This is a genomic window from Ancylomarina sp. 16SWW S1-10-2 (assembly GCF_009669305.1).
GTDB lineage: Bacteria > Bacteroidota > Bacteroidia > Bacteroidales > Marinifilaceae > Ancylomarina.
In genome coordinates this window covers 197,735-220,917 of sequence record NZ_SADB01000002.1, presented here as the reverse complement: position 1 = coordinate 220,917, position 23,183 = coordinate 197,735, and the positions used below count along the sequence as shown (strand labels likewise).

The window sequence follows — 23,183 nt, the reverse complement described above, 5'->3', positions numbered from 1 at the left end:
CAAAACATTCATATGACATTCGAAGAAATATATAGTAATATTAAGAAACAAAAATATGCTCCCATCTATTTTTTAATGGGAGAAGAAAGTTTCTATATCGACAAGATTACAGATTATATATTGGCAAATGCACTTCCCGAAGCAGAACGAGATTTTAATCAGACAATCTTTTATGGAAAAGATGCAAATATAGCTAACATTCTAGATACAGCTCGTCGTTTCCCAATGATGGCTACTAGGCAACTTGTTGTTGTAAAAGAGGCTCAACTATTAAAAGATATTGAGTTTCTAGATTCCTATATCAAAAACCCTTTAAAGTCGACTATTCTTGTTATTAATTACAAATATAAATCTCTGGACAAAAGAAAAGTATTTACTAAGAATATAGCTAAATATGGTATTTTATTTGAATCAAAAAAAATATATGAAAACCAATTACCTGATTGGATTGCCAAATACGCAAGCAATTTAAAACTCAAAATTGACACTAAAGCAGGTATCCTACTTTCAGAATTTCTAGGTAACGATTTAAGCAAAATTTCAAACGAACTTGATAAGTTAAGTATTAATATTCCTAAAGGGAGTACAATTACTGCTGAAGAAATCGAAAAGAATATTGGCATATCAAAAGACTTTAACAATTTTGAATTGCAAAATGCACTAGGTAAAAAAGACGTTGTTAAAGCAAATCAAATCATAAATTATTTCTCAACTAACGAAAAAAACAAGCCTATTTTCGTTACCATAGCTTTACTTTATTCATATTTTTCAAAAATTTTAAAATTCCATTTTTTGAAAAATAAAACGAATGATAAACTAATAGCCTCTGCTCTTGGCGTAAACCCATATTTCGTAAAAGACTACAAATCAGCCGCAAGACTATATAATCCTAGAAAGGTTGTATCAATAATTAAGCTTTTAAGAGAATACGATTTAAAATCAAAAGGCATTGGAAACGTTAGTTCGAAGAATGGTGATCTTCTAAAAGAGTTAATATTCAAAACCCTTCATTAGTAATTTCCCTACAAAACTATTATCTTTAAAATAATATTTTGTTTATTTTATGAAATGAAGTTGCTATCTGCAAAACATAACATTACGGTTTGGTGTATGAAAATCATTCACCCATCATCAAAGAACTTGTATTTAACTATGAAATCAATTTTTACTCTTTCTTTTATATTAGTTTTGTTACTTGGCCCAAATGTAAGTTTTGGTCAGGAAGATGTAGCTCCAGTTGCGAAGGATGATTACGTCACAATGAATAATATAACCGTAGCTGACGAGATTAATTCTATCGAAATTATTTTTCTAGAAAATGATGTCTATTCATCTTCCACACTAGATTTTTCTCAAACCAAAATGCTTAGCCAAAACGATCAAGTAGGTAAAGCATATCTTATCGAAGATAATTCAATAATAATTTACTACCCATACGAAGATAGTTTTGGTGTTGATACAATAGTCTATCAAATTTGTGATAATAAAAGTAGATGTAGCCAAGCTAAAATTCTAGTAGATGTTAAGAATCCTAACGAAGTAAATTTAACAATTCCAACCGCTTTTTCACCTAATGGAGATAATATAAACGATAAATTCTACATTAAGGGTATTGAAAACTACCCTGTTAATCAATTTATTGTATTCTCTAGATGGGGTTCTAAAGTGTATGACAAAAATAACTACACCAATAACGAAGATGATGTTTGGGACGGTAGTTATAGTAAAACGGGTGTTAAATTAGGACCTGGAGATAAATTACCTGCTGGGACATACTTCTTTAAACTCATAATTAAGGATAAAAAATACCTTAAAAGTGGCTATATCGTCATAAAAAAATAGATTATTCCGTTTCTTAGGAATGGTATTCTTTTATAAATGCAATAGCCCTAATCCCTCTAAAATCTTCTCAATAAATAATTTAAATAAAATTACTCTTGGATGAATAAACAACGACACACTATCATTTATTTTGTTTTAACAAGTATAATGTGTCTTTCCTTGACTTATTCAAAACTTTCTGCTCAAGAAAATATTCTATTTACCAATTACAACAACAATAAAGTTTTTATTAACCCTGCATTCTCAGGGAGCACGCCTTATATGGAGGTGGCTATGGGTTACCATAAACAATGGACAGGTGTTGATGGAGCTCCAAAGTCTGCAATACTATCAGCACACACCCCATTAAACAATAGACCTATAGGCATAGGTACTATGATTTACAGCAACGAGATTGGTATTTTAAACGAAACAGGTTTTTTTGCAAACTACGCCTACAAAATAAAAATGTCTAAAAGGAGAGTACTCTCTTTAGGTTTGCAAGCAGGAGTTGTTAGCAAAGAAGTCCGATGGTCTGAAGTTGTAACCTATGATCCAAATTTCACAGGAGATGATCCGAGCATTCCAAATATGGACATAAGTAACATTTCGCCAAACTTTGGTTTAGGAGCTTATTATACAACACCTAAATTTCATTTAGGCTTTTCAGCTCCTCGTTTATTACAAAATGCTTACCCAAATGAAAAAGATTTTAGTAAAAGTATCAATTTTGAATTCAAAGAAATCTATTTCTATATAAACTCTGGTGTTATCCTAAATATTAACTCAACAATACAAGCTACGCCTTCTATTCTTCTCTTTTCTTCGTTAAATTCAACAACCAACTATAATTTCAATATTAACTTTACTCACACAAAAGGTGTATCGGTTGGAACAAGTTTCCGTTCGGGGAAATATTGGTCAATAAATACTGGTTACGAATTTAATTCCAAACTAGGCATATCATACGCCTACGAAAACAGTTTTGATAAACTAAAACGTGGTGATCATACTAGCCATGAAATCTTTCTAAATTATAAGGTATCTTTAAAGAAAAGTAGCTATACATCACCTAGATTTTTCTAAAGTTATCTATCTTGTATATTTAAGGAACTTTTCACAATTAAGATTATAATTTAAACCGTCAATTATATTGACTAGATATTTAAACTATGTATAAAAAATTGCTAACAACAATTTTTGTTGCCTCCATATTCATATTAACACAAGCATCCGTTTTTGCACAGAATAAAGACCTCGAAAAAGGTCTCAAACACTTTGCCAAAAACGAATATAATCTTGCTATTCCTATACTTAAGGAATACACACTAAGCCATAAAGACAAAGAAGCCAAAAGAATTCTATTCAAATGTTATATTGAGACAAAACAGAATAAAGATGCTCTTGCTATTGGAAAAAGAATGGCTGAAAATACTGACGCAGATCCTATAGATATTCTCAACTATGCAGACTTGTTAAAAGGACTCCATAAATACGAGGAAGCCGAAAAATGGTATATTCAATATAGTAAGCTTAGACCATCTAACAAAATTGTATTTGAACATATTAAAGCCTGCAAGCTTATTAAAGAAATAAATAATGATAGTTTATATATCACTAAATCAATTAATATTAATACGCCTCAAACTGATTATGCAACGTCCTTATATAAAGATGGTATCATATTAGTTTCGGGACGTTCGAATAAATACTCGAAACAAATTAATCGAAAAACTAAAGATCATTATTTCAACCTCTATTTTTCAAAAAAAGCAGGGACTAAGTATACCATTCCACAACCCTTATCTAGTGATTTAAATTCTAAATACCACGAAGGTTCTGCGTCCTTTTCATCCAACGAAAAATTTATATATTTCTCTCGTAATAGAGGTATTGTAGATTTAAATGGTCAAGCTCAGTTGCAAATCTACATGTCAAGGCATAATAACAACGAATGGGATAAACCTGAACTATTCCAATATGCAAGCGATAAGTACTCCACTGGTCATCCTTCCATTTCGAAAGATGGGAAAACACTTTATTTTATTTCGAATATGCCAGGAGGTTATGGAGGAACTGATATTTATTATTGTAAAAAACGTGGTTTCTCTTGGGGACCACCGATTAACTTAGGTCCAAGTATTAACACTTTAGGAAACGAAATGTTTCCATATATCGACAAGAACAACACGCTATATTTTGCATCAAGTGGACATGTTGGTTTTGGCGGTTTAGATATTTTCAAATCAATATTTGTAAAAAACCATTGGTCGTATCCTGTAAACATAGGATACCCTTTCAATTCAGACAAGGATGACTTTGCATACCTATATAATGAAAAGAAAAAAATAGGTTATTTTTCATCAAATAGAGATCTGAGCGACGATATTTTTGAATTTCAAAGCAATCCAAAACAACAGGAAACTCTAAAAGGAAGAATCGCTAAACTTAGCCCCAATAAACCTATTGATAGCGTAGCGGTTTTTCTTGTTGACAACAATATTGTTTTAGATAAAACCTACACAAATTCTTCGGGTAATTTCAGTTTTAATATTTTTAAGAATAAGAAATATAGCTTAATTATTAAAAAGGAAGACTATAAGATGAAACGCATTTTATATTTTCCACAAAACTCAGAAAAAGAAATAAATATTAAGATTAGACTTGAAGATTTTCCTTGGGCCGAAGTTAAAGCCTTTGTTAAAAATCAATTCTCTTCTAACCCAATTGAAGGTGCTAAAATTGAAGTCGTAAATAAAACCTACAATCTTTCAAATTACTGTGAAACAGATATTAATGGTAATTTTTCTTTAGGTGTTGACAAGGGTAACTTTTATGATCTAATCATTTCTAAACCAGGTTATTTTACAACAGTTTTAACGAATTATACGTATGATGAGATTCAATCTATCGATATGATAGAGACAAAAGAAAATCAAACGGTTGAATTACAAACATCAACTTTTCCTAATCATGGTTGGCGTTTATCTGAGATCACCAAAGGTGAACTAAATAATGTTATTGAAATTTTGACTAATAATCCAGATATTCTAATCGAAGTTACAGCAAGCACAAACACAAATAAGGGAACAAAAGATAACGACGCTTTGTGCTTGAAAAGAGCTACAGAAGCAATGAACTACATGATTTCAAAAGGAATTTCTTCAAATCGTATCAAAATAGAATCTATAGGGTTCAATACGAAAAGGACTTCAATTGTAGTTAAATTAGTTGAAACATTCTAAGAATAAGACATTATACACATTAAAGAATATTATGACCACAATAATAATAGTCATCACAGTAATTATTTCGATGACTGCCTTCAACAAAACAGAGTTACTTTATCGCTATCAATTTAATGCTTACCAAATAATAAAACGTAATCAGTGGTACCGAATCATAACGCATGCCTTTCTTCATGCCAACTGGAACCACTTGATTGTAAACATGATTGTTCTATTTTTCTTTGGTGAAGCACTCGAGAATTATTTCCAACATTATTTGGGATCAAGTACATTTTATTTTATCGCACTTTACCTTTGTAGCATTGTTTTCTCAAGTCTTTACGATTTAAAGAAATATGCAAATGACTTCAATTATAATGCACTAGGTGCTTCGGGAGCAACTTCTGCTGTTGTATTTGCAACAATTTTTTTTAATCCATGGCAAATGCTGTATTTCTTCTTTGTTATTCCAATTCCAGGAATTGTTTTTGGTGTTCTATATCTGGCTTATTCTTACTATATGAACAAAAAACAAGCAGATAATATTGGACACAGCAGTCATTTTTATGGTGCCCTTTTTGGATTTCTATTTCCTATTCTTATAAAACCTGAATTATTCTCCATATTTTTGCAAAAGTTATTTTAAACTCTCAATATGCAAAAAGCAATTTTTCTTGATCGCGATGGTGTTATAAACTCCGATATAGGGCATTACTATATTTACAGAGTAGAAGATTTCATCATTAACAAGGGAATAATTCATTCACTTAAACGATTTCAAGAATCAGAATATAAACTTTTCATTATCAGCAATCAAGGAGGTGTGGCTAAGGGTGTTTATTCCTGCGAAGATGTTGATAAAGTTCACGCATATCTAGAAGCTAAATTGAAAGAGAACCATGTTTTTTTACAAGAGATATATTACTGCCCACACCACGATAGTGTGGCGGCTTGTAAATGTCGAAAGCCAAGCCCCTACATGATCAACCAAGCTGTTGAAAAATATGATATAGATATTCATAAATCGTATATGATTGGTGATAGTAAACGTGATATTGAAGCTGCTAATGCTGCTGGGATAAAAGGAATAAAAATTGAAGCAAACGAAGATATTTCTATCTATTGTGATCAAATTTTAAAAGGAGAAATTTAGTTATGAACTCACATCAACTTTTTTACAAGGGCGAATTTTACTCAGACGATACAGTTTTATTTTCTGCTAAAAATAGAGCTTTTCGTTATGGAGACTCATTATTCGAAACTATTCATACAAATGGAACTCAAATTCAATTCTTCCAAGAACATATTGAGCGCTTAACGATAGGAATGGAGAAATTGAAAATGGAAATACCAATTAACTTCCATAATACAATTGAGAAAAATATTAAGAAATTAATAACCAAGAATAAATCCTTTCTAGGAACAAGAATACGTTTGTCTGTATTCAGAAATTCAGGTGGCTTATATACCCCCACAGACAATAGTATTTCCTATTTAATTGAAAGTTCCAAGCTAGACGAACCAAAGTATTTCTTAAACAAAAAAGGAATAAAAATTGGCCTTTTCGATAGCTATAGGAAAAACGCAAATTCACTATCAGCTTTTAAAACAGGCAATTCATTACCTTTTATTTTGGCTGGTTTATACAAAGAGGAAATGAAGTGGGATGATTGTCTTCTTATAAACGAAAGGCAAAACCTTGTAGAAAGTGTTAGTTCGAATTTATTTGTAGTGAAAGATGGCATTTTATTTACCCCATCGGTAGAAAGTGGTGCTGTAAATGGCATAATGAGAGAACAAATAATTCAAATTGCACTAGACTTAGGGATGACAGTTTATGATGATTGCATTATGAAACCAGAGGAATTGAACGAAGCAGATGAAATTTTTTTGACTAATGCTATTGTTGGAATTCGCTGGGTAGTTGCCTACGGAGAAAGACGATATTTTAACAAAAAGGCTAAAATTCTAATGGAAGAATTAAACAAAAGGACTTTCCCTGAAAACTAATTCAGATTCTGATCTTTAGGGAAGTTAGCCCAATGTTTAAAATTTCCGCCAAGTTGAATTAAAGACTTTCCCCATATATCACCATTATCAACGGACATTAAATCATTGGAGTCAAGGGTGCTTACCAACCATGAGTTCTCCTTAATTTCTGCTTCAAGTTGTCCTGCGCTCCATCCTGAATAACCAGCAAAAAAACGGATTTGATCATTATTAATCTTCTTTAAGCGGATTAACTCTTTCAGTATTTCGAAATCACCTCCCCAAAAAAGATTATCTAAAATTTGAAATGAGTTTGGTATTAATTCAGGAACTGTATGCAAATAGTAAATTTGGTTATTTTGCACAGGTCCACCTATAAAGACCTTACTATTGAAAGTTTCCAAATCAGTTAAAACGTCGTTTAAATTTAAACGAGAAGGCTTATTTAAAACAAAACCGACTGCACCCTTATCCGAAAATTCAGTCAATAAAATAACTGATCGATTAAACTGTTGCCCTTCTAAAAATGGTTCAGCTATCAATACCCTACCCTTTTCAGGCTTTATATCATTCGCTTCAATGCGAAATATGTCATATGATTCGTCCACAACTATCAAGTTTTAAAGAATTAAAATAATCAAATTCATCAAGGAATCAAAAAAGATTTACAACCAAAAAATATAAAATTTCATGGGTCCTAAATTGTTGCTAATAATAATTCATATATTTAAAGCGCAAATATAAATCCTAAATTACCCTATGAATTCGATTCTTAAAAAAACTTTTCTTCCCCTCATCATTCTAATATTAAGTTTCAATTTGAATACTTATGCTGATGATACAGATCATTTCTCAGTTGAATATCCATCTATAATCGTCACAAATATAAACTCGTCTATAAAAATAAAACCAAGCCTTAGTTTACTCCAACAAATAAAAACGGATTCACTTAAGCTCTATATCAGCAATATTGAAACGAAGTACGAATTTGAGGATTCCTATTTAGCCTTTAAACATCAATTCAATAAAAAGGAAATAGTTGAAGTCCGAATAGGTAACAAAACTCAATCAGAATTAATCACTCCTATCCCATTATGGCTATCGATAATACCACCACTCGTTGCCATCATTATGGCATTACTTTTTAAAGAAGTATTTTCTGCTCTTTTTATCGGCATATTTACGGGAACATTTATCATCTACTCTTACAAAGGCACATCCATATTTATAGCCTTTTTTAAAGCTATATTTGCCATTGCAGATACTTATATTATCAATTCAGTTCACAGTACAGGACATATTTCCATTATTGTATTCTCCATGCTTATAGGTGGCATGGTTACGCTAATTTCCCGTAATGGTGGCATGCAAGGTATAGTGAATATTCTATCCAGATATGCCAATACGGCAAAATCGGGTCAATTTATTACTTGGCTATTGGGAGTTTTAATCTTCTTCGACGATTACGCCAATACACTTGTGGTTGGTAATACCATGCGTCCCGTTACTGATAGACTTAAAATTTCTCGTGAGAAATTAGCCTATATTGTCGATTCTACAGCTGCCCCCGTTGCTTCTGTTGCCATGATAACAACTTGGATTGGTATCGAATTGAGTTACATTCAATCGGCAACAGTTCAGATTGGTGTTACTGAAAATCCTTACAGCATTTTCCTAAACTCATTACCTAGCCGATTCTATCCTTTCTTTATGCTAATCTTTATGCTTTTCATTATCTATAAAGGTAAAGATTTTGGACCCATGTATAAAGCTGAAAAGGATGCGAGAAATCAACAGCAAGAACAAGATATTGAGCTTGACTCAGAAGATAAAGCAGAGAATGAACTAGAAATGGCAAAGCATATCAGTCCTAGATGGTATAACGCCGGAATTCCAATTTTCATTGTGATATTTGGCACAATGGCAGGTTTATTTTATACGGGTTGGGACAGCACTGTTTGGAATGATACGACAATAGCTTTCAGTAAAAAATTATCACATATTATAGGTGCTTCCGATTCTTACTTGGCACTACTTTGGTCGTCGCTAACAGCCGTACTTGTAGCTGCAGGGCTTACAATGAGTCAAAAAATTCTGACTATACACGAAGTGAGTGATAGCCTCCTTAAGGGATTTAAAACCATGCTTACGGCAATTCTTATTTTGATTCTTGCTTGGGCGTTGGCCGATATCACTAAAGACTTACACACGGCTGATTTTATTTCGAATATCTTGATTTCGGTGAATGTGGCACCACAACTCTTACCTGCATTAACTTTTATTCTATCGGCAATCATTGCTTTCTCAACCGGATCCTCTTGGGGAACAATGGCTATACTTTACCCACTTATTTTGCCAGCCTCGTGGTATTTAAGTCATAGTGTCGGATTAAGCGACCAAGAATCAATGGACATCTTCTATATTACTGTCTCAGCTATTCTTGCAGGCTCTGTTCTTGGCGATCATTGCTCACCCATATCAGACACAACGATTTTAAGCTCTCTAGCAAGCTCGTGTAATCACATAGAACATGTTCGTACTCAAATGCCTTATGCACTCTCTGTTGGTGCTGTATCCATTCTTGTTGGTCTTATTCCAGCGGCTTATGGTGTTTCAAATTGGATTATATTCCCAACAGGTATGATTAGTCTTTATTCCGTTGTTCATTTCTTTGGGAAAAAGGTTGAGGATTAGGTAATACATTATCCTGAGCAGAGCTACATATTGGCCTTATCGAAATATTAAATCAATATATTATTTTGAGCACTAATTATGGTCGATAGTTCCTCCGAAATATTATCCAAAAGCCTTCTTTCTTCGTTAAAGAAAGGCCCTTCATCTAGATTAGGACATTTTTCAGTATATATAACTTCTATGAAACCACACTTTTTATTATTCACAATAATATCGGACACTAATTTATGTTCGCATTCGTTTATGGGACCATCTGAGTAATTTACACCATTTACAGAAACTCTGGCTCTAGTTAACTCAGGGTATTGCCAAGCTGGAGGTATCAATTTAATAATGTCTTGGATAATATTCTCAAATGAAATCGATTTTTGCTTTGTAATATTTGACATCTTATACATTAGAGCAAGTTCTTTTACACGTTCTTGTAAAAGAGCCTGGGTGTATTGATTAGTCAATATAACACTAAGAGTTTGCGCAAAATCTTCAAACTGATTAGTTCCTAAATTTGAAAATAGTTTGGGATCCAAATTTTTAATTTGTATTAATCCAACTCTCTGAGAATTATAAATAAAGGGTATGATTAATAACGAATAATTACTTTGTTCCCCGTCCTCATTTTGAGATGCTGTTGTATCTAGTTGCACCTGATAAGGAATGGAAATATTGTTAAAATTGATTGTCCAAAAAGATCCATTCTCTGAAAAATAAGTTGATGAAGAGTCAAATTTATCTTCTAATATTGATTTCCATAAACTTGCACAGCCCTCATTTCCTAAATGCTGCGATAATTCAACTCCATTTATAATATTATAATCAAAAAGATTGGTTGTGCAATTTACTAACTCATATTGCGATTCTGACTTTGGAATTTTTTGTAATATTTTCAGCTCTGAAAATATCAATGTATCAATGAGTAAATTCGACACCTCTTTCAAAAAAACTGATCTAGGTAACTCACGATTAGCAATCTTTAAAATCTCGTAAGCTAGTTTTGGTAAGGTGTTTTTCATTTTTTCTTTATTAATCTATATTTAGTTATCACGCAAAGATATTAAAATGGACAGATACATTTGCTTAGTTTAATTTAAAATACACCTTGAAGTTGAGTGATTTTTTGTGTTTCTATTACGATTTATTTTACTGAACATGTATATATGTTGTTATGCCCCGTTATTATTCCAGTTTTGTTAATTCTGTAAGATACTTCTTAGTATACTTTACACCAAAATTGTAAATGGTGATGGCAAAAGCAAGGTGTAAAATTAAGGCTTTAAATATTCCAAAAAGAATTGAGTTGTATGATAATCTTGACAATATTACTGTCAGGACAACTATCAAAACACTATAAACGAGCAAGAAGAAGGAATTTAACTCCTTTTTGATATTTGCAGATTCATCTTCTTTAAATGCTTTTCTGCAGTTGTTTTGACAAGTTAAAATAATTGTTCTGAATATTTTTAAACTTTAAAACTTTCTCCGTCAATTAAAACGATTTTTGGTCTTATTCCAGCGGCCTATGGAGTTTTAAATTCTTAGATTATATTCCCAGTAGGCATTATCAGTCTTTATACCATTGTGCATTTTTTTGGAAGAAAAGTCGAGGATTAAATCCTATGTCCTATACCTAGTTAATAATTTATCGACTTAGGCTTCGCAAGTGGTTCGTGCCTTATGCTTTTAATCTGACTACTCGTTTAGAAGGTTTTGATATCCGACTTCTCATAAATTTAGGCACAAAACAGACCAAAAGCTGTGCACGTTTCCAACGGTAACATTTCAGGAAAAACACCATTGCCATAAACAGGAAAAGCGCAGCACCTCCAGCTACCTGAAGAGGATACAAAAGGACATTCTGTTGTGGAATAATCATTGGAACAAGGGCAATAGCACATGCTGGTGCAAAAGGTTCACCAACGACTTCGATAAACAGAAAAAGACAGGCAAAAAGTAACAACACCGTACTTAATTCCGAAAAGCCAAGCACCTCATGCAAAATACATTGACAGAATGCCCCAAGGATTGCAGAAACGACTAGTACAAAGAAAATCTGAACAGGACGATTACGAAAACCTGCCGACGAAGAACTGAATTCTACAAAAGTAACTACAAGTGGCGGTACAATAAAATACATATTACCTGTGTACACAGGAATTACCGCTATGAATAGGATGCCCACAAGCAATTTTATCCAATGCCCTAAACCATGCCGATAAGGACTTTTGTTTGAATTAATATTCACAAACTGACGCAATCCTTTTTTCTCAAAAACCCACTGTACACAAACCAATATAAGGCTCATTGAGAAAACAGAGAGAGGATAAACCCACGAATGTGTACTCAACAGTACCGGCAACATGGAAGCCGAGATGATCGGAATTAAGCTAGTACGGGTAACAAAGAGACAAAGAGAGGTAAAGATAAATGAAAGAGCAATGTTTGCTAGCATTGGGAAAGGTGAATAGCCCACAAGGAAAACACCAAAAAGAGCACTCACTGTCATCAATATCACAATCAGAGGTCTGCTTATGGTCCAAACTTTCTTATCGATAACCCACAAGCCAAGTATCAGTGCTGCAACTTCTGGAAATATAATTTCTTTCTCACCGAGCCATTCCGAAACGCCTACCATTAAGCCAATCAGGATTAAGCCAAATAGGTAACGGATTAATTTAGATTTGTTCATTTTTGGAACACCATATTTTTTTATTCGTCTGCAAAGATATTAAAATGGACAAATACATTTGCCTAGTTTATTTTAAAATACGCCTCGAAGTTGAGTGATTTTTTGATTTCCCATTACGATTTATTTTTATTAAACAAGTATCTATGTTGTTATGCCACGTTATTATTCCAGTTTTGTTAATTCTGTAAGATACTTCTTAGTATACCTTGCACCAAAATTGTCAATAGTGATGGCAAAAGCAAGGTGCAAAATTAAGGCTGTAAATATTCCAAAAAGAATTGAGTTGTATGATAATCTTGACAATATTACTGTCAGGACAACTATCAAAACACTATAAACGAGCATGAGCAAGAAGAAGGAATTTAGCTCCTTTTTGATATTTGCAGATTCGAGTTCCTCAAAATCATTTATGTTATTTTCATAGAATGAAATTTTAGAATCAATTTTATTCTGATAGTTATGATAGCTTGGAAACATAACCACCATTTCCAAAACACCAATAATTAACATGGTTAGCGCAAAACTCTTATGATTTGAAAACAGAAGAAAAAGCAAACCAACTACCATAGAAACGACACCGATAATTCCAGCAAATAGATACAATGATTTTTCACTCTTTAAAAATTCATTTAATATATTTTCCATATTACTTATAGTGCTACTTGTTGTTATAAAAAATATTCCTTTACTTGATTCACTATTTTTTTCCCATCAGGATCTGCCTGTGTTTTTAAATTGCACAAATTTTCAGCCCAATCTGAGGTCCGCACTCGCAAAGGAGGATTGTCGTTTTGTGCTACAGTAAGAATTACCTCTGCTACTTGTAGTCCGGTTTGGTGAAGTGGCACACGACTTTCATCTGTACGTTTTTGAATCTTGCTTAAGTATTTATTGAATATTGGAAGATATTCTCCTTTAGCTAATTGTCCATCAGTAATAGTTTTTTCAACTGCCGAATTCATAAATTCTGTGATAATACCACCAGGCTCTACATTCGAAATTTTTATATTGAAAGCATCACTTACATAAGTTGCCAGTGCTTCCATATAGCCTTCAACAGCAAATTTAGCGCCGCAATACAGTTCATTAAAAGGTTGGCCCACTAAACCACCCACAGAAGTAACGTTAATAATCTGACCGGATTTTTGCTTTCTCATAAATGGTAAAACCACTTGTGTACAATATACCACACCATGATAATTGACCTCGGTTACCCATTTAATCTCTTCTACTGTTGACTGCTCAGTTGTTTTTGCAAAACCAGCTCCTGCATTGTTTATCAATACATCTATCTTTCCATCTTTTTCAACGACCGAATTAACTGCTGCTTGAATGGATTTAATATCCGTTACATCAAGAGGAAGCAATTCAATGTTTAAATTTTCCTCTTCAATTCTCTTTTTCAGTTCATCGGCTTTATTTAAATTTCGCATCGTAGCATAAACCTTGTAACCATTTTGTGCAAATAGAACTGCACTTTCAAATCCTACACCTGTTGAAGTTCCGGTAATTAATACGTTTTTAGTCATAATTACAAATTAATAATGGAGCGAACGTTCATTCCATAATTGATGTAAATTTTTTATTCTTTAATTGCGTCCCAAACCATTTGCTTTTGATTATAAAGGGACTTCTTATTTACTTCTGTCTGATTAAAATACCATCTCAAATACGATAGTACTGCACCACCAATGAATAAGAGTAATTCGTCTATTTCAACCCCCTTAATGATTCTATCTTGTTGACCTTTCTCTAAAAGTTTTAACACTGAATCTACAGCCTTTAGTCCCTCCATTTTACTATCTTCCGTTATAATTGGAGAAGCTTGAAGTTGCTCCATAAAACTAAAAGACATTGGATTATTGATGTAGAAATCAATAATTTCAGTATAATAAACCTCAAACTGTGTTTTTATAGGTTGAGTAGAATCAAAGGCTTGAAATACAGATCTCTCATTTTCTTTTATATTTATATAAATCTCATTGATCAATATTTCTTTGTTAGGAAAATAGTTATAGATAGTCCCCATTCCTGTACCTGCAGCTTTTGCAATAGCAGACATAGGTGTATTATGTACTCCTTTTTCTGTAAGTAGTTTAAGGGCTGATAATAATATGGTGTCTTTTTTATTCACACTACAAATATATAAATAATGGAATGATTATTCCAAGTGTTATTAATTATTTTTACAAATATTCAGATTTCTAATGCGAAATAACGGTCTTGCTTTTCTATTTAAGAAACTATTGTTATGGATTATTGCTTTCTTGATGATACGAAACAAAATAATTAATAGCCGTGCCTGTTACTCATAATATACAAATTCCATAATGAGCGGGTACCGTTATCTTATCAGAACCTTGACCATGACTTCCAAGTATATAACTAACTGCAGAAGCTAAACGTGGGCGTTTGTAAATAAAAAAACATCACTAGCTTTCGCTTGAGATGCTTAGCACTAATTATATACCCTTATAACAAAAACATGATTTCCATTGGTAAATTGTTATTTCTGTGGTCTATGGTATTTTAACGCTCTAAAATTTGAATTAATCGTCATGGCTATCATTAAACACATCCAACAATATCAAAACTATAGTCCACATACATTATATCATTTTGATATCCATCTAAATTCAATATTAGGCTAATTTTATATTATTTTACTTAGGAAAAGTGATGATAAATTGGCTCCCTTTTCCTACTTCACTTTTAACTGAAATTTCCCCGCCATTTTTGTTAATAAATTCTTTACAAAGTATAAGTCCTAATCCTGTACCTTTTTCATTATTAGTTCCTCGGGTTGATATATTCTCATCTATCTTGAATAATTTCCCAATAACTTCTGAACTCATACCAACACCAGTGTCAATAATGTGCAGTTCAATATTATCTCCCTGTTCGCAATAGTTAATAGTAATAGTTCCCCCCTCAGGAGTAAACTTAATGGCATTATTTACCAGATTGCCAATAATTGTGATAGAGGTATTTTTATCAATCGAAATCATGGTTTCTGAAGAAATATGAATTGCTATTTTAATATCTTTTCCATAAGCATTAATCACATAGGGAGCAATACTAGTTTCAACCAGATCCTTTAAGTTAAGCAGTTCTTTATTAATTTCTATTCGGCCCCTTTGTGCTCGAGCCCATGTAAGCAAGTTAAGCAACAAATTATAAGCATGTTTGGATGATTTATTTAGTTCTCTTATCATATCTATTTTCTCTGCATCGTCAAACGAATCATATTCATTATTTAATAAGTCAGAAAAGCCCAAGATACTATTAAATGGACTTCTGAGATCGTGAGATATAATACTAAAAAACTTATCCTTAGTTGCATTTGTTTCTACAAGTTTATCATTCGTGACTTGTAGTTTCTCCTTTTGCTCTTGAATTTCTGTCTTTTGTTGTAATATATCAGCTGTTCGATCTTCTACAGTTTCTTTTAGTCGCCTATTAAGTCTTTTTAGTCGTGCTGAGTTTATTCGTATTATTAGCCATACAAAAACTATGGCTAAAATTCCATATAATGTATAAGCAAAACCTGTTCGCTGCCATGGCGGACGAATCGTAAATTGAAAAACATCCTCATCACTAATTCTTCCATAAATATTTTTAGAGCGAACATGAAATTTGTAATCTCCTTCTGTTAAATTTAAATAGTCAATTTTTGTATCCCTAGACCAAACTGACCACTCGTTTTCAAATCCTTCGAGCCAAGTTTGATATTGAGTCAAATCTTCGCTAAAGAAAAATGGTGATGCAAATTGAAATGAGATAAGATTTAGGTTATAATCAATAATTGGTTTGTTTTGTCTAAAATCACCATCTGTAAATGACTTCTCGCCAAAATAAATTACACTATCTTTCTTAAGTTGAACCTTTCTTATATAACAAGGATATGATTCCGGTCCTTGAGGAATTTCCCCCTTAAATTTGTACAATCCTTCAGGACTCCCAAACCAAACTGTACTATCTGGTTCAACATAAAGCAAGTTTACTGCGGCATCATTAATCCCAGCAAAAGGGACATTAACAACAGTATAGAAACCTTCAGTATTGGGTGTAGCAACACTTAAAAATGCGTTTCCATTTTCCTTCCCTCCTATCCACACACGGCTTACAGAATCGACTCCTAACGAGTTTATTGTTCTACTCCCGTTGCAATACGCTATTCCTAATAGTGAATCAGGGATAAACCGGTCTTGTTTTTCAGAAAAACGGTATAAACCTTTACTCGTTCCAAAAACTAATTGCCCATTTAAATCGAATGGAATGTTTTCTTTAAGGGATGGCAAATTATTATTCAATCCGAGATGTGTTATTTTATAAGGCTTCAGTAGATTTTTCGAAAGTTCTATTTTAAAGATCCCTTTTAATAGACTTCCCAACCAAATAACGCCATTATCATCCTCAAAAATGTTTCGAATGTCTGCATTAATCCCTGGAATTTTTCCAACTGAATGCCATTTCGAATCCTTAAATTCCAAGATGTGTAAGCCATCCTCTGCTCCAACATACACTAGAGAAGGTTTTCTTTTAGACTGCAGCATTTTCCATGCATTGATATGCAACAGATTAGTACTTTTATTTTTGTTAAGCTCAATAATACCCTCATCATATAAACTAATAAGATATTTAGGGCGAAGTATATTTTCGGGATTCTTAAACTTGAGAAAAGCCACACATTGATCAGTAACCAGTTCGGAATTAACAACTTGATTATTTCTCACATATTGCAAGCCACTTAAAGACGCAACAAATAAGGTTTTATTTATACGTAATACATCAGTTGGATAACTACTAACACCCTGTGATTTACCCCAATAATAAAGTTGCGAATTAATATCTATTTTACTAATTCCATTATCCGTACTAAGCCATAAAACATCTAGGCTATCTTGATAAATATTCCAAATAATCTCACTTAATAACCCAGATTTAGAATTTATATTTTGAATAAGTTTTCCACTTTCACTAAAGTGATAGAATCCCGAAAAGGTTGCAAAGCCGAATGACCCATCATTAAATATCGTAAAAGTATATACTTCTAAATTTTCCAGTTGCTTACTTATTTCAAAATGGGACTGATATATAAAATCTGACGCAGATGATACATTTTTAATAGAGAGATCGATTGTATAAAACTTATTTTTACTATCAAATCCAAGTATTTTATGGTCCTTCGTTTCTTTAAAACTCCAGATATCTTTATCCTTAAAAAAATCTCCAAATGGAATATCAACAAGAGAATCGTTCTGAATTTTTTTCAATCCCTCATGCCCAGAATGAACATACATTTGATGATTATATGAAAAACATCCCGCAAAAAAATCTACAGCCTTAATTATCTTAATATAATTATTTTCTAAAATAAATATATAATTATAAGAACTGAAATAAACATGATCATCAAGTACTTTAATATTCCAAATATTACTAAATATGCTGGGAGCTTTTGAAATCTTATCCAATAAGGAAACATAAGTCAATTCACCTTTATTATTTGCGGAAAGATAACCGAATTCATTGTTCCCTCCCACATAAATCCTTCCGCTACTGTCTTTTGCAAATGAACGTACAACCGACTTATTAGAGAGTTCTATAAGTCTCCAGGTAAATCCATCATATTCCAAAACACCATCACTATTGGCACAATATAAAATTCCATTATCACCTTCAATCGTAGCCCAGTTTTGTTCGTTTGCATGATAATCTTTATAACTGTAATTAACAACATGGATTGCACCTTGTTCTTGTGCTAGAGATAAAGAAATAGAACATATCAATGCAAGTGTAAAGCATAGTATATTTTTGAATTTTATGTGTTTAATTAAATAATGCATGTTTTTAATATATCAAGATTTAAAGTAGCCAAATACATACCACACAAGTTAGTATTGTGCACTTTTAAATATGGATTTCTTTTTATATATTTTACAGAAACCAGATTAATTGGAATACTGAATTTACCAATTCAAACTAAACATATAATATAAATCCTGCAAAATATTATTCGTAATTACTATAAATCGCTGTAATAAGTAGGCATCAGATATTTGTGAATAAAAAATACTCCCATTTTCACTTAAAACGCACAATTATAAGTCATCATTACAAAACATGATTATAATTAATTGGATTAATATTCCTTCGGACTACATTCCAACATATTGTGAGATATATCGGCTATTATTTGTATATATTGTTGTGTACTGGTCTTTATTTATTCAAAAAATAAATCAATATTTATAACCCAATTTCTGGAATATATTTTTTTAGTAGACTTATTAATTTCTCCTTAATTATTGGTTTCGAAATATAGTCATCACAACCAGATTCTTTTGCATCATTTTTATCGACCTCCATTGCATAAGCTGTTTGTGCAATAATAGGTAAATGGGGTCTTATTTGTTTTATTTGTCTAGTTGCGTCATAACCATCAAGAATTGGCATTTTAATATCCATCAGCACCATATCAATATCACTTCTCGACTTACATAGTTCAACGGCATCTTGTCCATTTTTAGCACGAAGAATATTCATATTATAGGCTTCTAATATTCTTTCCAAAAGAAAGGAACTGGATTCATTATCTTCTGCTATTAAAATGGTAATATCGGTTTTCTTAATATTTTTTTCAATCATACTCGGTTTATCCTTTACTTTAAGCTCGCCTTGTTTTTGAATTAAAGATGGTATTTTAAAATAAAAGCAGGAGCCTTTTCCTGGCTCAGACTCTAACCAAATTTCTCCATTCATTAACTCAACAATATTTTTCACAATCGATAAGCCTAAGCCTGTTCCTTGAGAAAATGCATCAAGCTTGGTAAATCTTTCGAAAATTTCATTTTGTTTATCAATTGGCACGCCTATTCCTGTGTCTCTAACAAAACATCGTATTTCAGAATTATCAACGACTTCATAACCAAAAGAAATATTCCCTTTACGAGTAAACTTAATGGCATTGGAAATAAGGTTGGAGAAGATTTGCCTTACTCGTAATTCATCAGATGAAACAATAAATGAATCAAAAGAACTTTTAGCAATTAACTCAACATCTTTGTGGCATTTTGTATTAAAAATTAAGGATAGCTCAATAATAATTTTATTTATATCGAAGAGCTTATTGTCGAAATCTAAAATACCTGCTTCAACTTTCGAAAAATCTATTAAATCGTCAATTAATTGTAAGAGTAAATCATTTTGATTGTGAATAGTATCTGATAAGTCTAATAATTTTAGATCCTCAGATTCCTCAGCAATAAGCGTAGAGAATCCAACAATTGCATTTAACGGCGTTCTTATTTCATGACTCATAGAAGCCAAGAATGCTGTTTTTAATCGGTCCGATTCTTGTGCTTTTTCCAATGCAATTTTTAAATCTTCAAGGGTTGTTTTCCTTTCAATAGCCAAACTAATTTGTGGTGCTATATATTCCAACACTTTTAAATCTTCATTATCAAGCATTTTTTCACCTTCATAATTTTGAATAACAATAGCTCCAATCACCTTACCTTTAATTAATAAAGGAACTCCTATCCATACTTGGCAAAGTGGGCCTACTAATTCGAAATGACCTTCTTTAATATGTTTTGAAAATTCATCTTCATTTATTAATAATGATTTTTTGGTTTGAATAACATAACCGGTAAGTGTCTTTTCAGCTGGGAAACTTATAATTTCTTCATCTAATTTATCTGCAATAAAAGGAGATGAAATCAACTGAGTCTCTTCATCGTACAAAGCAATAAAAAAGTTACTGGTGTCGATGATTTTTTTAAACTCCTTAAAAATGAATTGAGAAAAGGACTCAAAATTATCCGTTGTAAGTACAGCATTGGATATATTAACTAGAATATCTTTCGTGTTTTCTAGTTTTTTTCGCTCAGTAATATCAGTTTGTGATCCCCATAAATGCAATAAATAACTATTTTCGACATAGCCAATCACATTATTCGAAAACCATACTTTATTTCCATTTTTGTCAAGATCCGAAGATTCTCTTCCAGTAATGCGATACCCTGATTTAATCCATGATTTAAGAATTTTAATATCCTCTAATTCATTCTTACCTCTACGAAATTCGGCAAGTGTAATTCCCTTTATATCATCTGCCTTTAAATACCCAGACATTTTTGCTTGTGAATCGTTTGCTTCAACAATAAATCCTTCATAAATATGTTTAATTTGCTCTTCAACAGGCATGCTAACAGGTATTGGTTTTCTCATTTTAAGAAAGTAAACACCTTCTGAAGTCTGCTCCACAAAAGAGCTAAATTTCTCGTCGCTTTGAGCTAAAGATTGTTCCCTTTCCTTCAAATTAAGGCTCATCAAATTAAATGCATGAGCCAATTGGCCAATTTCGTCATTTGTTTTAATATCGATAATATCTTCAGGCGATCCCAAAGCTATTTTTTCGGCTGCTTTACTAAGTTGAAGAATGGGTACAGTTAACTTTCTTGATATGAAGTATATGATAACCATTAACAGCATTATCATTAGCAACATCATAATGAATCTATTTATTAATTCACTAATGAGACCTTCAAACGCTTTTGATTCGGGAATTCCTAAGTATACTTTCCAAGGCGCATTAGCGATAGGTACATAATAATACCAATAATTAGAATTGTAGTAGACATTTGTAGAATTAAATTTACCCGTTAAATTATTGGTGAAAACGCTATACAAATCTTCAATATTCTCAGAAGTATAGTTTTTCTTATAATACGTTGAATGAAAATGCTTCCCTGTTTGATCTTTATCATATGAATTATAAATATAGTAACCCGAAGTTGAAACGATATAATAATCAAAGTCGTTTGAGACAATCAAACCTATTTCTTTTGCCAAATCGCGTAAAAGGACATCTACAGTAATAACAGCCCATAATTCTTTGTCTTTGAATATAGGAACACAATAAGTACACATTAATGCATCTCCGGCACCATCATCGTAAAAAGGTTCAGTCCATACTGATTTTCGATCTGCTTGGGGTTTAGTAAACCATTCCTTTTCAGCATAATCATATGCATCTGCGACGTTTTTATGACACAAACCCGTATCTGTTTTATAAACATAGGGTGCAAAAAGGCGTCTATTCTCTTTGTATTTATATTGACCAAATGCAATCGCAGAACCATAAATGAGGTTATTTGAACGAACATTCTCTTCAAGTATCTCATAAAGTATTTTTTCATCAATATCGTTTTCATTGATAAGCCTCATTTTTAATTCATTGAGAACGCCTTCTACCTTAAACAGTTCTTGGTCAATTATATTGGCAGACTGGTAATTTAACATACTCAATTCCGCATCTGTTTTGGCAACTGTTATGTTTTTTAAATTCATCATATTAAAATATGATGCAGAAATAAAAATCAAGACTACTGGTATAATGATTGAAATAATCAATCGGGATTGAATTGAAGATGAAAAAAGATATTTGTTGATTTTATTAAACCAAAGCCAACTTAAAATTCCAAATCCTAATAACATAAATCCAATGGAAGTATGAATGGCCATTTCGTTACATTTAGACCAATCAAAAGAAGATGCTAAACCTAGAGAATAACTCGCGGTTGATATTAAGCCAATTATAAATATCAATAAACCCAGTGGAATTAGCAGCTTGTTAATATGATTTTTAAATAGACCTAATGAATAAACGATGTAGACTATGCCTGTAAGCAAAAAACAAAAAGCAGTGTTGGGAGCCATTTGTCCTTTATATGCAGCTCCTCTGGTAATATAATTGTCAATAAACACCTCATCAATTCCCAGATTTATTGGATATATATATTGTACCAGTGTTAATACGCCTAGTATTATTAAAATTGCAGCAAATAATATAGACCAATTCTTTTTATTCATCAGAATAAACAACAAGCCCATTCCACTGATTAAAAAGCCTATAGCTGTATTAAACACCATAGGAACAAAAGATTCATTTACCTGAATTAAGGTGAGTTCGTGAGTAAACCAGCCGAATATTACAGTTACCCCTAAAATTATTAGTAGTAAGCTTATTAAGTAGGTCAAATAAAGGCTGTAATTATACTTCAAAAACAACTTATTCATATTTCTAGATGTTTATTTAATCTTTCATCAATATTATCAAATACTTACTGTAATGATTTTCTCCAATTTATTGTAAAAGTAGCTAATTATTAGAATAGCAACAACCAAGCGCATTTACCATGGTCAAATTTAGATAAGATGCTTACATACATGTTATACTTTTAAAATAAGCACTTTTCTTCACAAAAAATGCTTCCAATTAAGACATTAAAGTTTATTGAATTAATTATCAACAGTTCTTTTATCGTTACAACATCATTATCAATGTAATTTTTTGTAATAACAACAGTTTTCTACTTTACAAGAACTTGATTATTAGGACTCCTAAATTTAATAATTCAGGCTAAATATTAGGTGTAAATACGGTAGAATGTTTTCCATAATAATTATAAATAGTTGCATAAAATAAGCATCGGTGTTTAGTTCTAAAACATCTCCATTCATTGAATTGTTTTGCCCTTAGATGAAGAGGGTCAGCTAAATGAAATTCATCGAATTAGCTTCCCCTATTCCGAGAGCTTTCGGAACCACTGAAGGGAACTTCGATATGACAAATCAAAAGTCGTTTAAGATTTCCAAAACTCTCGGAATGGAATAGGGAAAAAACCACCTCGTCTTCGTACCGCAGCCACTCCTCCTTAAAATCAAGGAGGAGAAAAATGAAAGCGCGTCATCAATTCAAT

Annotated in this window: 16 protein-coding genes; 8 read left to right on the top strand and 8 right to left on the bottom strand. The window is 32.0% G+C overall.

What is annotated here, in order from left to right:
• Window positions 1–12: 12 nt before the first annotated feature.
• The 7 genes from holA to EMN46_RS02890 all read left to right on the top strand — a co-directional run bounded on the left by holA (window position 13) and on the right by EMN46_RS02890 (window position 7,058).
• On the top strand, window positions 13–1,014 hold the full coding sequence (gene holA, locus EMN46_RS02920; protein WP_154199176.1) for a DNA polymerase III subunit delta: 1,002 nt from the start codon (window positions 13–15) through the stop codon (window positions 1,012–1,014).
• Window positions 1,015–1,152: 138 nt separating this feature from the next.
• The gene (locus EMN46_RS02915) at window positions 1,153–1,842 is read left to right on the top strand and encodes a gliding motility-associated C-terminal domain-containing protein (RefSeq protein WP_195715164.1); all 690 of its coding nucleotides are present in this window, start codon (window positions 1,153–1,155) and stop codon (window positions 1,840–1,842) included.
• Window positions 1,843–1,941: 99 nt separating this feature from the next.
• On the top strand, window positions 1,942–2,907 hold the full coding sequence (locus EMN46_RS02910; protein WP_154199174.1) for a type IX secretion system membrane protein PorP/SprF: 966 nt from the start codon (window positions 1,942–1,944) through the stop codon (window positions 2,905–2,907).
• An 86-nt stretch (window positions 2,908–2,993) separates the two neighbouring features.
• Complete coding sequence (locus EMN46_RS02905) at window positions 2,994–5,066, top strand: OmpA family protein (protein ID WP_154199173.1); 2,073 nt, start codon at window positions 2,994–2,996, stop codon at window positions 5,064–5,066.
• A gap of 31 nt (window positions 5,067–5,097) precedes the next feature.
• The gene (locus EMN46_RS02900; protein ID WP_154199172.1) at window positions 5,098–5,694 is read left to right on the top strand and encodes a rhomboid family intramembrane serine protease; all 597 of its coding nucleotides are present in this window, start codon (window positions 5,098–5,100) and stop codon (window positions 5,692–5,694) included.
• Between the two features lie 9 nt (window positions 5,695–5,703).
• Window positions 5,704–6,201 carry an HAD-IIIA family hydrolase gene (locus EMN46_RS02895; protein ID WP_154199171.1) on the top strand — a complete coding sequence of 166 codons (498 nt, stop codon included), beginning with the start codon at window positions 5,704–5,706 and terminating at the stop codon, window positions 6,199–6,201.
• A 2-nt stretch (window positions 6,202–6,203) separates the two neighbouring features.
• Window positions 6,204–7,058, top strand: coding sequence for an aminotransferase class IV (locus tag EMN46_RS02890; protein WP_154199170.1), 855 nt, complete (start codon window positions 6,204–6,206; stop codon window positions 7,056–7,058).
• Here EMN46_RS02890 and EMN46_RS02885 read toward each other — a convergent pair.
• Window positions 7,055–7,645, bottom strand: a complete 591-nt coding sequence (locus EMN46_RS02885) for a YqgE/AlgH family protein (RefSeq protein WP_195715163.1) — start codon at window positions 7,643–7,645, stop codon at window positions 7,055–7,057. The two genes, EMN46_RS02890 and EMN46_RS02885, sit on opposite strands and share 4 nt — an antisense overlap.
• Window positions 7,646–7,796: 151 nt before the next feature.
• On the opposite strand from EMN46_RS02885, the gene EMN46_RS02880 reads away from it, so the two are divergent.
• Complete coding sequence (locus EMN46_RS02880; protein WP_154199168.1) at window positions 7,797–9,731, top strand: Na+/H+ antiporter NhaC family protein; 1,935 nt, start codon at window positions 7,797–7,799, stop codon at window positions 9,729–9,731.
• Window positions 9,732–9,778: 47 nt separating this feature from the next.
• On the opposite strand, the gene EMN46_RS02875 is transcribed toward EMN46_RS02880, so the two are convergent.
• From EMN46_RS02875 to EMN46_RS02845, 7 genes are all read right to left on the bottom strand, one after another.
• Window positions 9,779–10,741 (bottom strand): hypothetical protein, encoded by a 963-nt coding sequence (locus EMN46_RS02875; RefSeq protein ID WP_154199167.1) that lies wholly within the window; start codon window positions 10,739–10,741, stop codon window positions 9,779–9,781.
• A 659-nt stretch (window positions 10,742–11,400) separates the two neighbouring features.
• Window positions 11,401–12,414, bottom strand: coding sequence for an HPP family protein (locus tag EMN46_RS02870; protein WP_154199166.1), 1,014 nt, complete (start codon window positions 12,412–12,414; stop codon window positions 11,401–11,403).
• A gap of 162 nt (window positions 12,415–12,576) precedes the next feature.
• The gene (locus tag EMN46_RS02865) at window positions 12,577–13,059 is read right to left on the bottom strand and encodes a hypothetical protein (RefSeq protein WP_154199165.1); all 483 of its coding nucleotides are present in this window, start codon (window positions 13,057–13,059) and stop codon (window positions 12,577–12,579) included.
• Between the two features lie 23 nt (window positions 13,060–13,082).
• Window positions 13,083–13,943, bottom strand: a complete 861-nt coding sequence (locus tag EMN46_RS02860) for an SDR family oxidoreductase (protein WP_154199164.1) — start codon at window positions 13,941–13,943, stop codon at window positions 13,083–13,085.
• A gap of 53 nt (window positions 13,944–13,996) precedes the next feature.
• On the bottom strand, window positions 13,997–14,548 hold the full coding sequence (locus tag EMN46_RS02855) for a TetR/AcrR family transcriptional regulator (protein ID WP_368667488.1): 552 nt from the start codon (window positions 14,546–14,548) through the stop codon (window positions 13,997–13,999).
• 529 nt (window positions 14,549–15,077) lie between these two features.
• Window positions 15,078–18,263, bottom strand: a complete 3,186-nt coding sequence (locus tag EMN46_RS02850) for an ATP-binding protein (RefSeq protein ID WP_154199163.1) — start codon at window positions 18,261–18,263, stop codon at window positions 15,078–15,080.
• A 403-nt stretch (window positions 18,264–18,666) separates the two neighbouring features.
• Window positions 18,667–22,500: an ATP-binding protein gene (locus tag EMN46_RS02845; protein WP_154199162.1), complete on the bottom strand. Its 3,834-nt coding sequence runs from the start codon at window positions 22,498–22,500 to the stop codon at window positions 18,667–18,669.
• Between the last annotated feature and the right edge of the window lie 683 nt (window positions 22,501–23,183).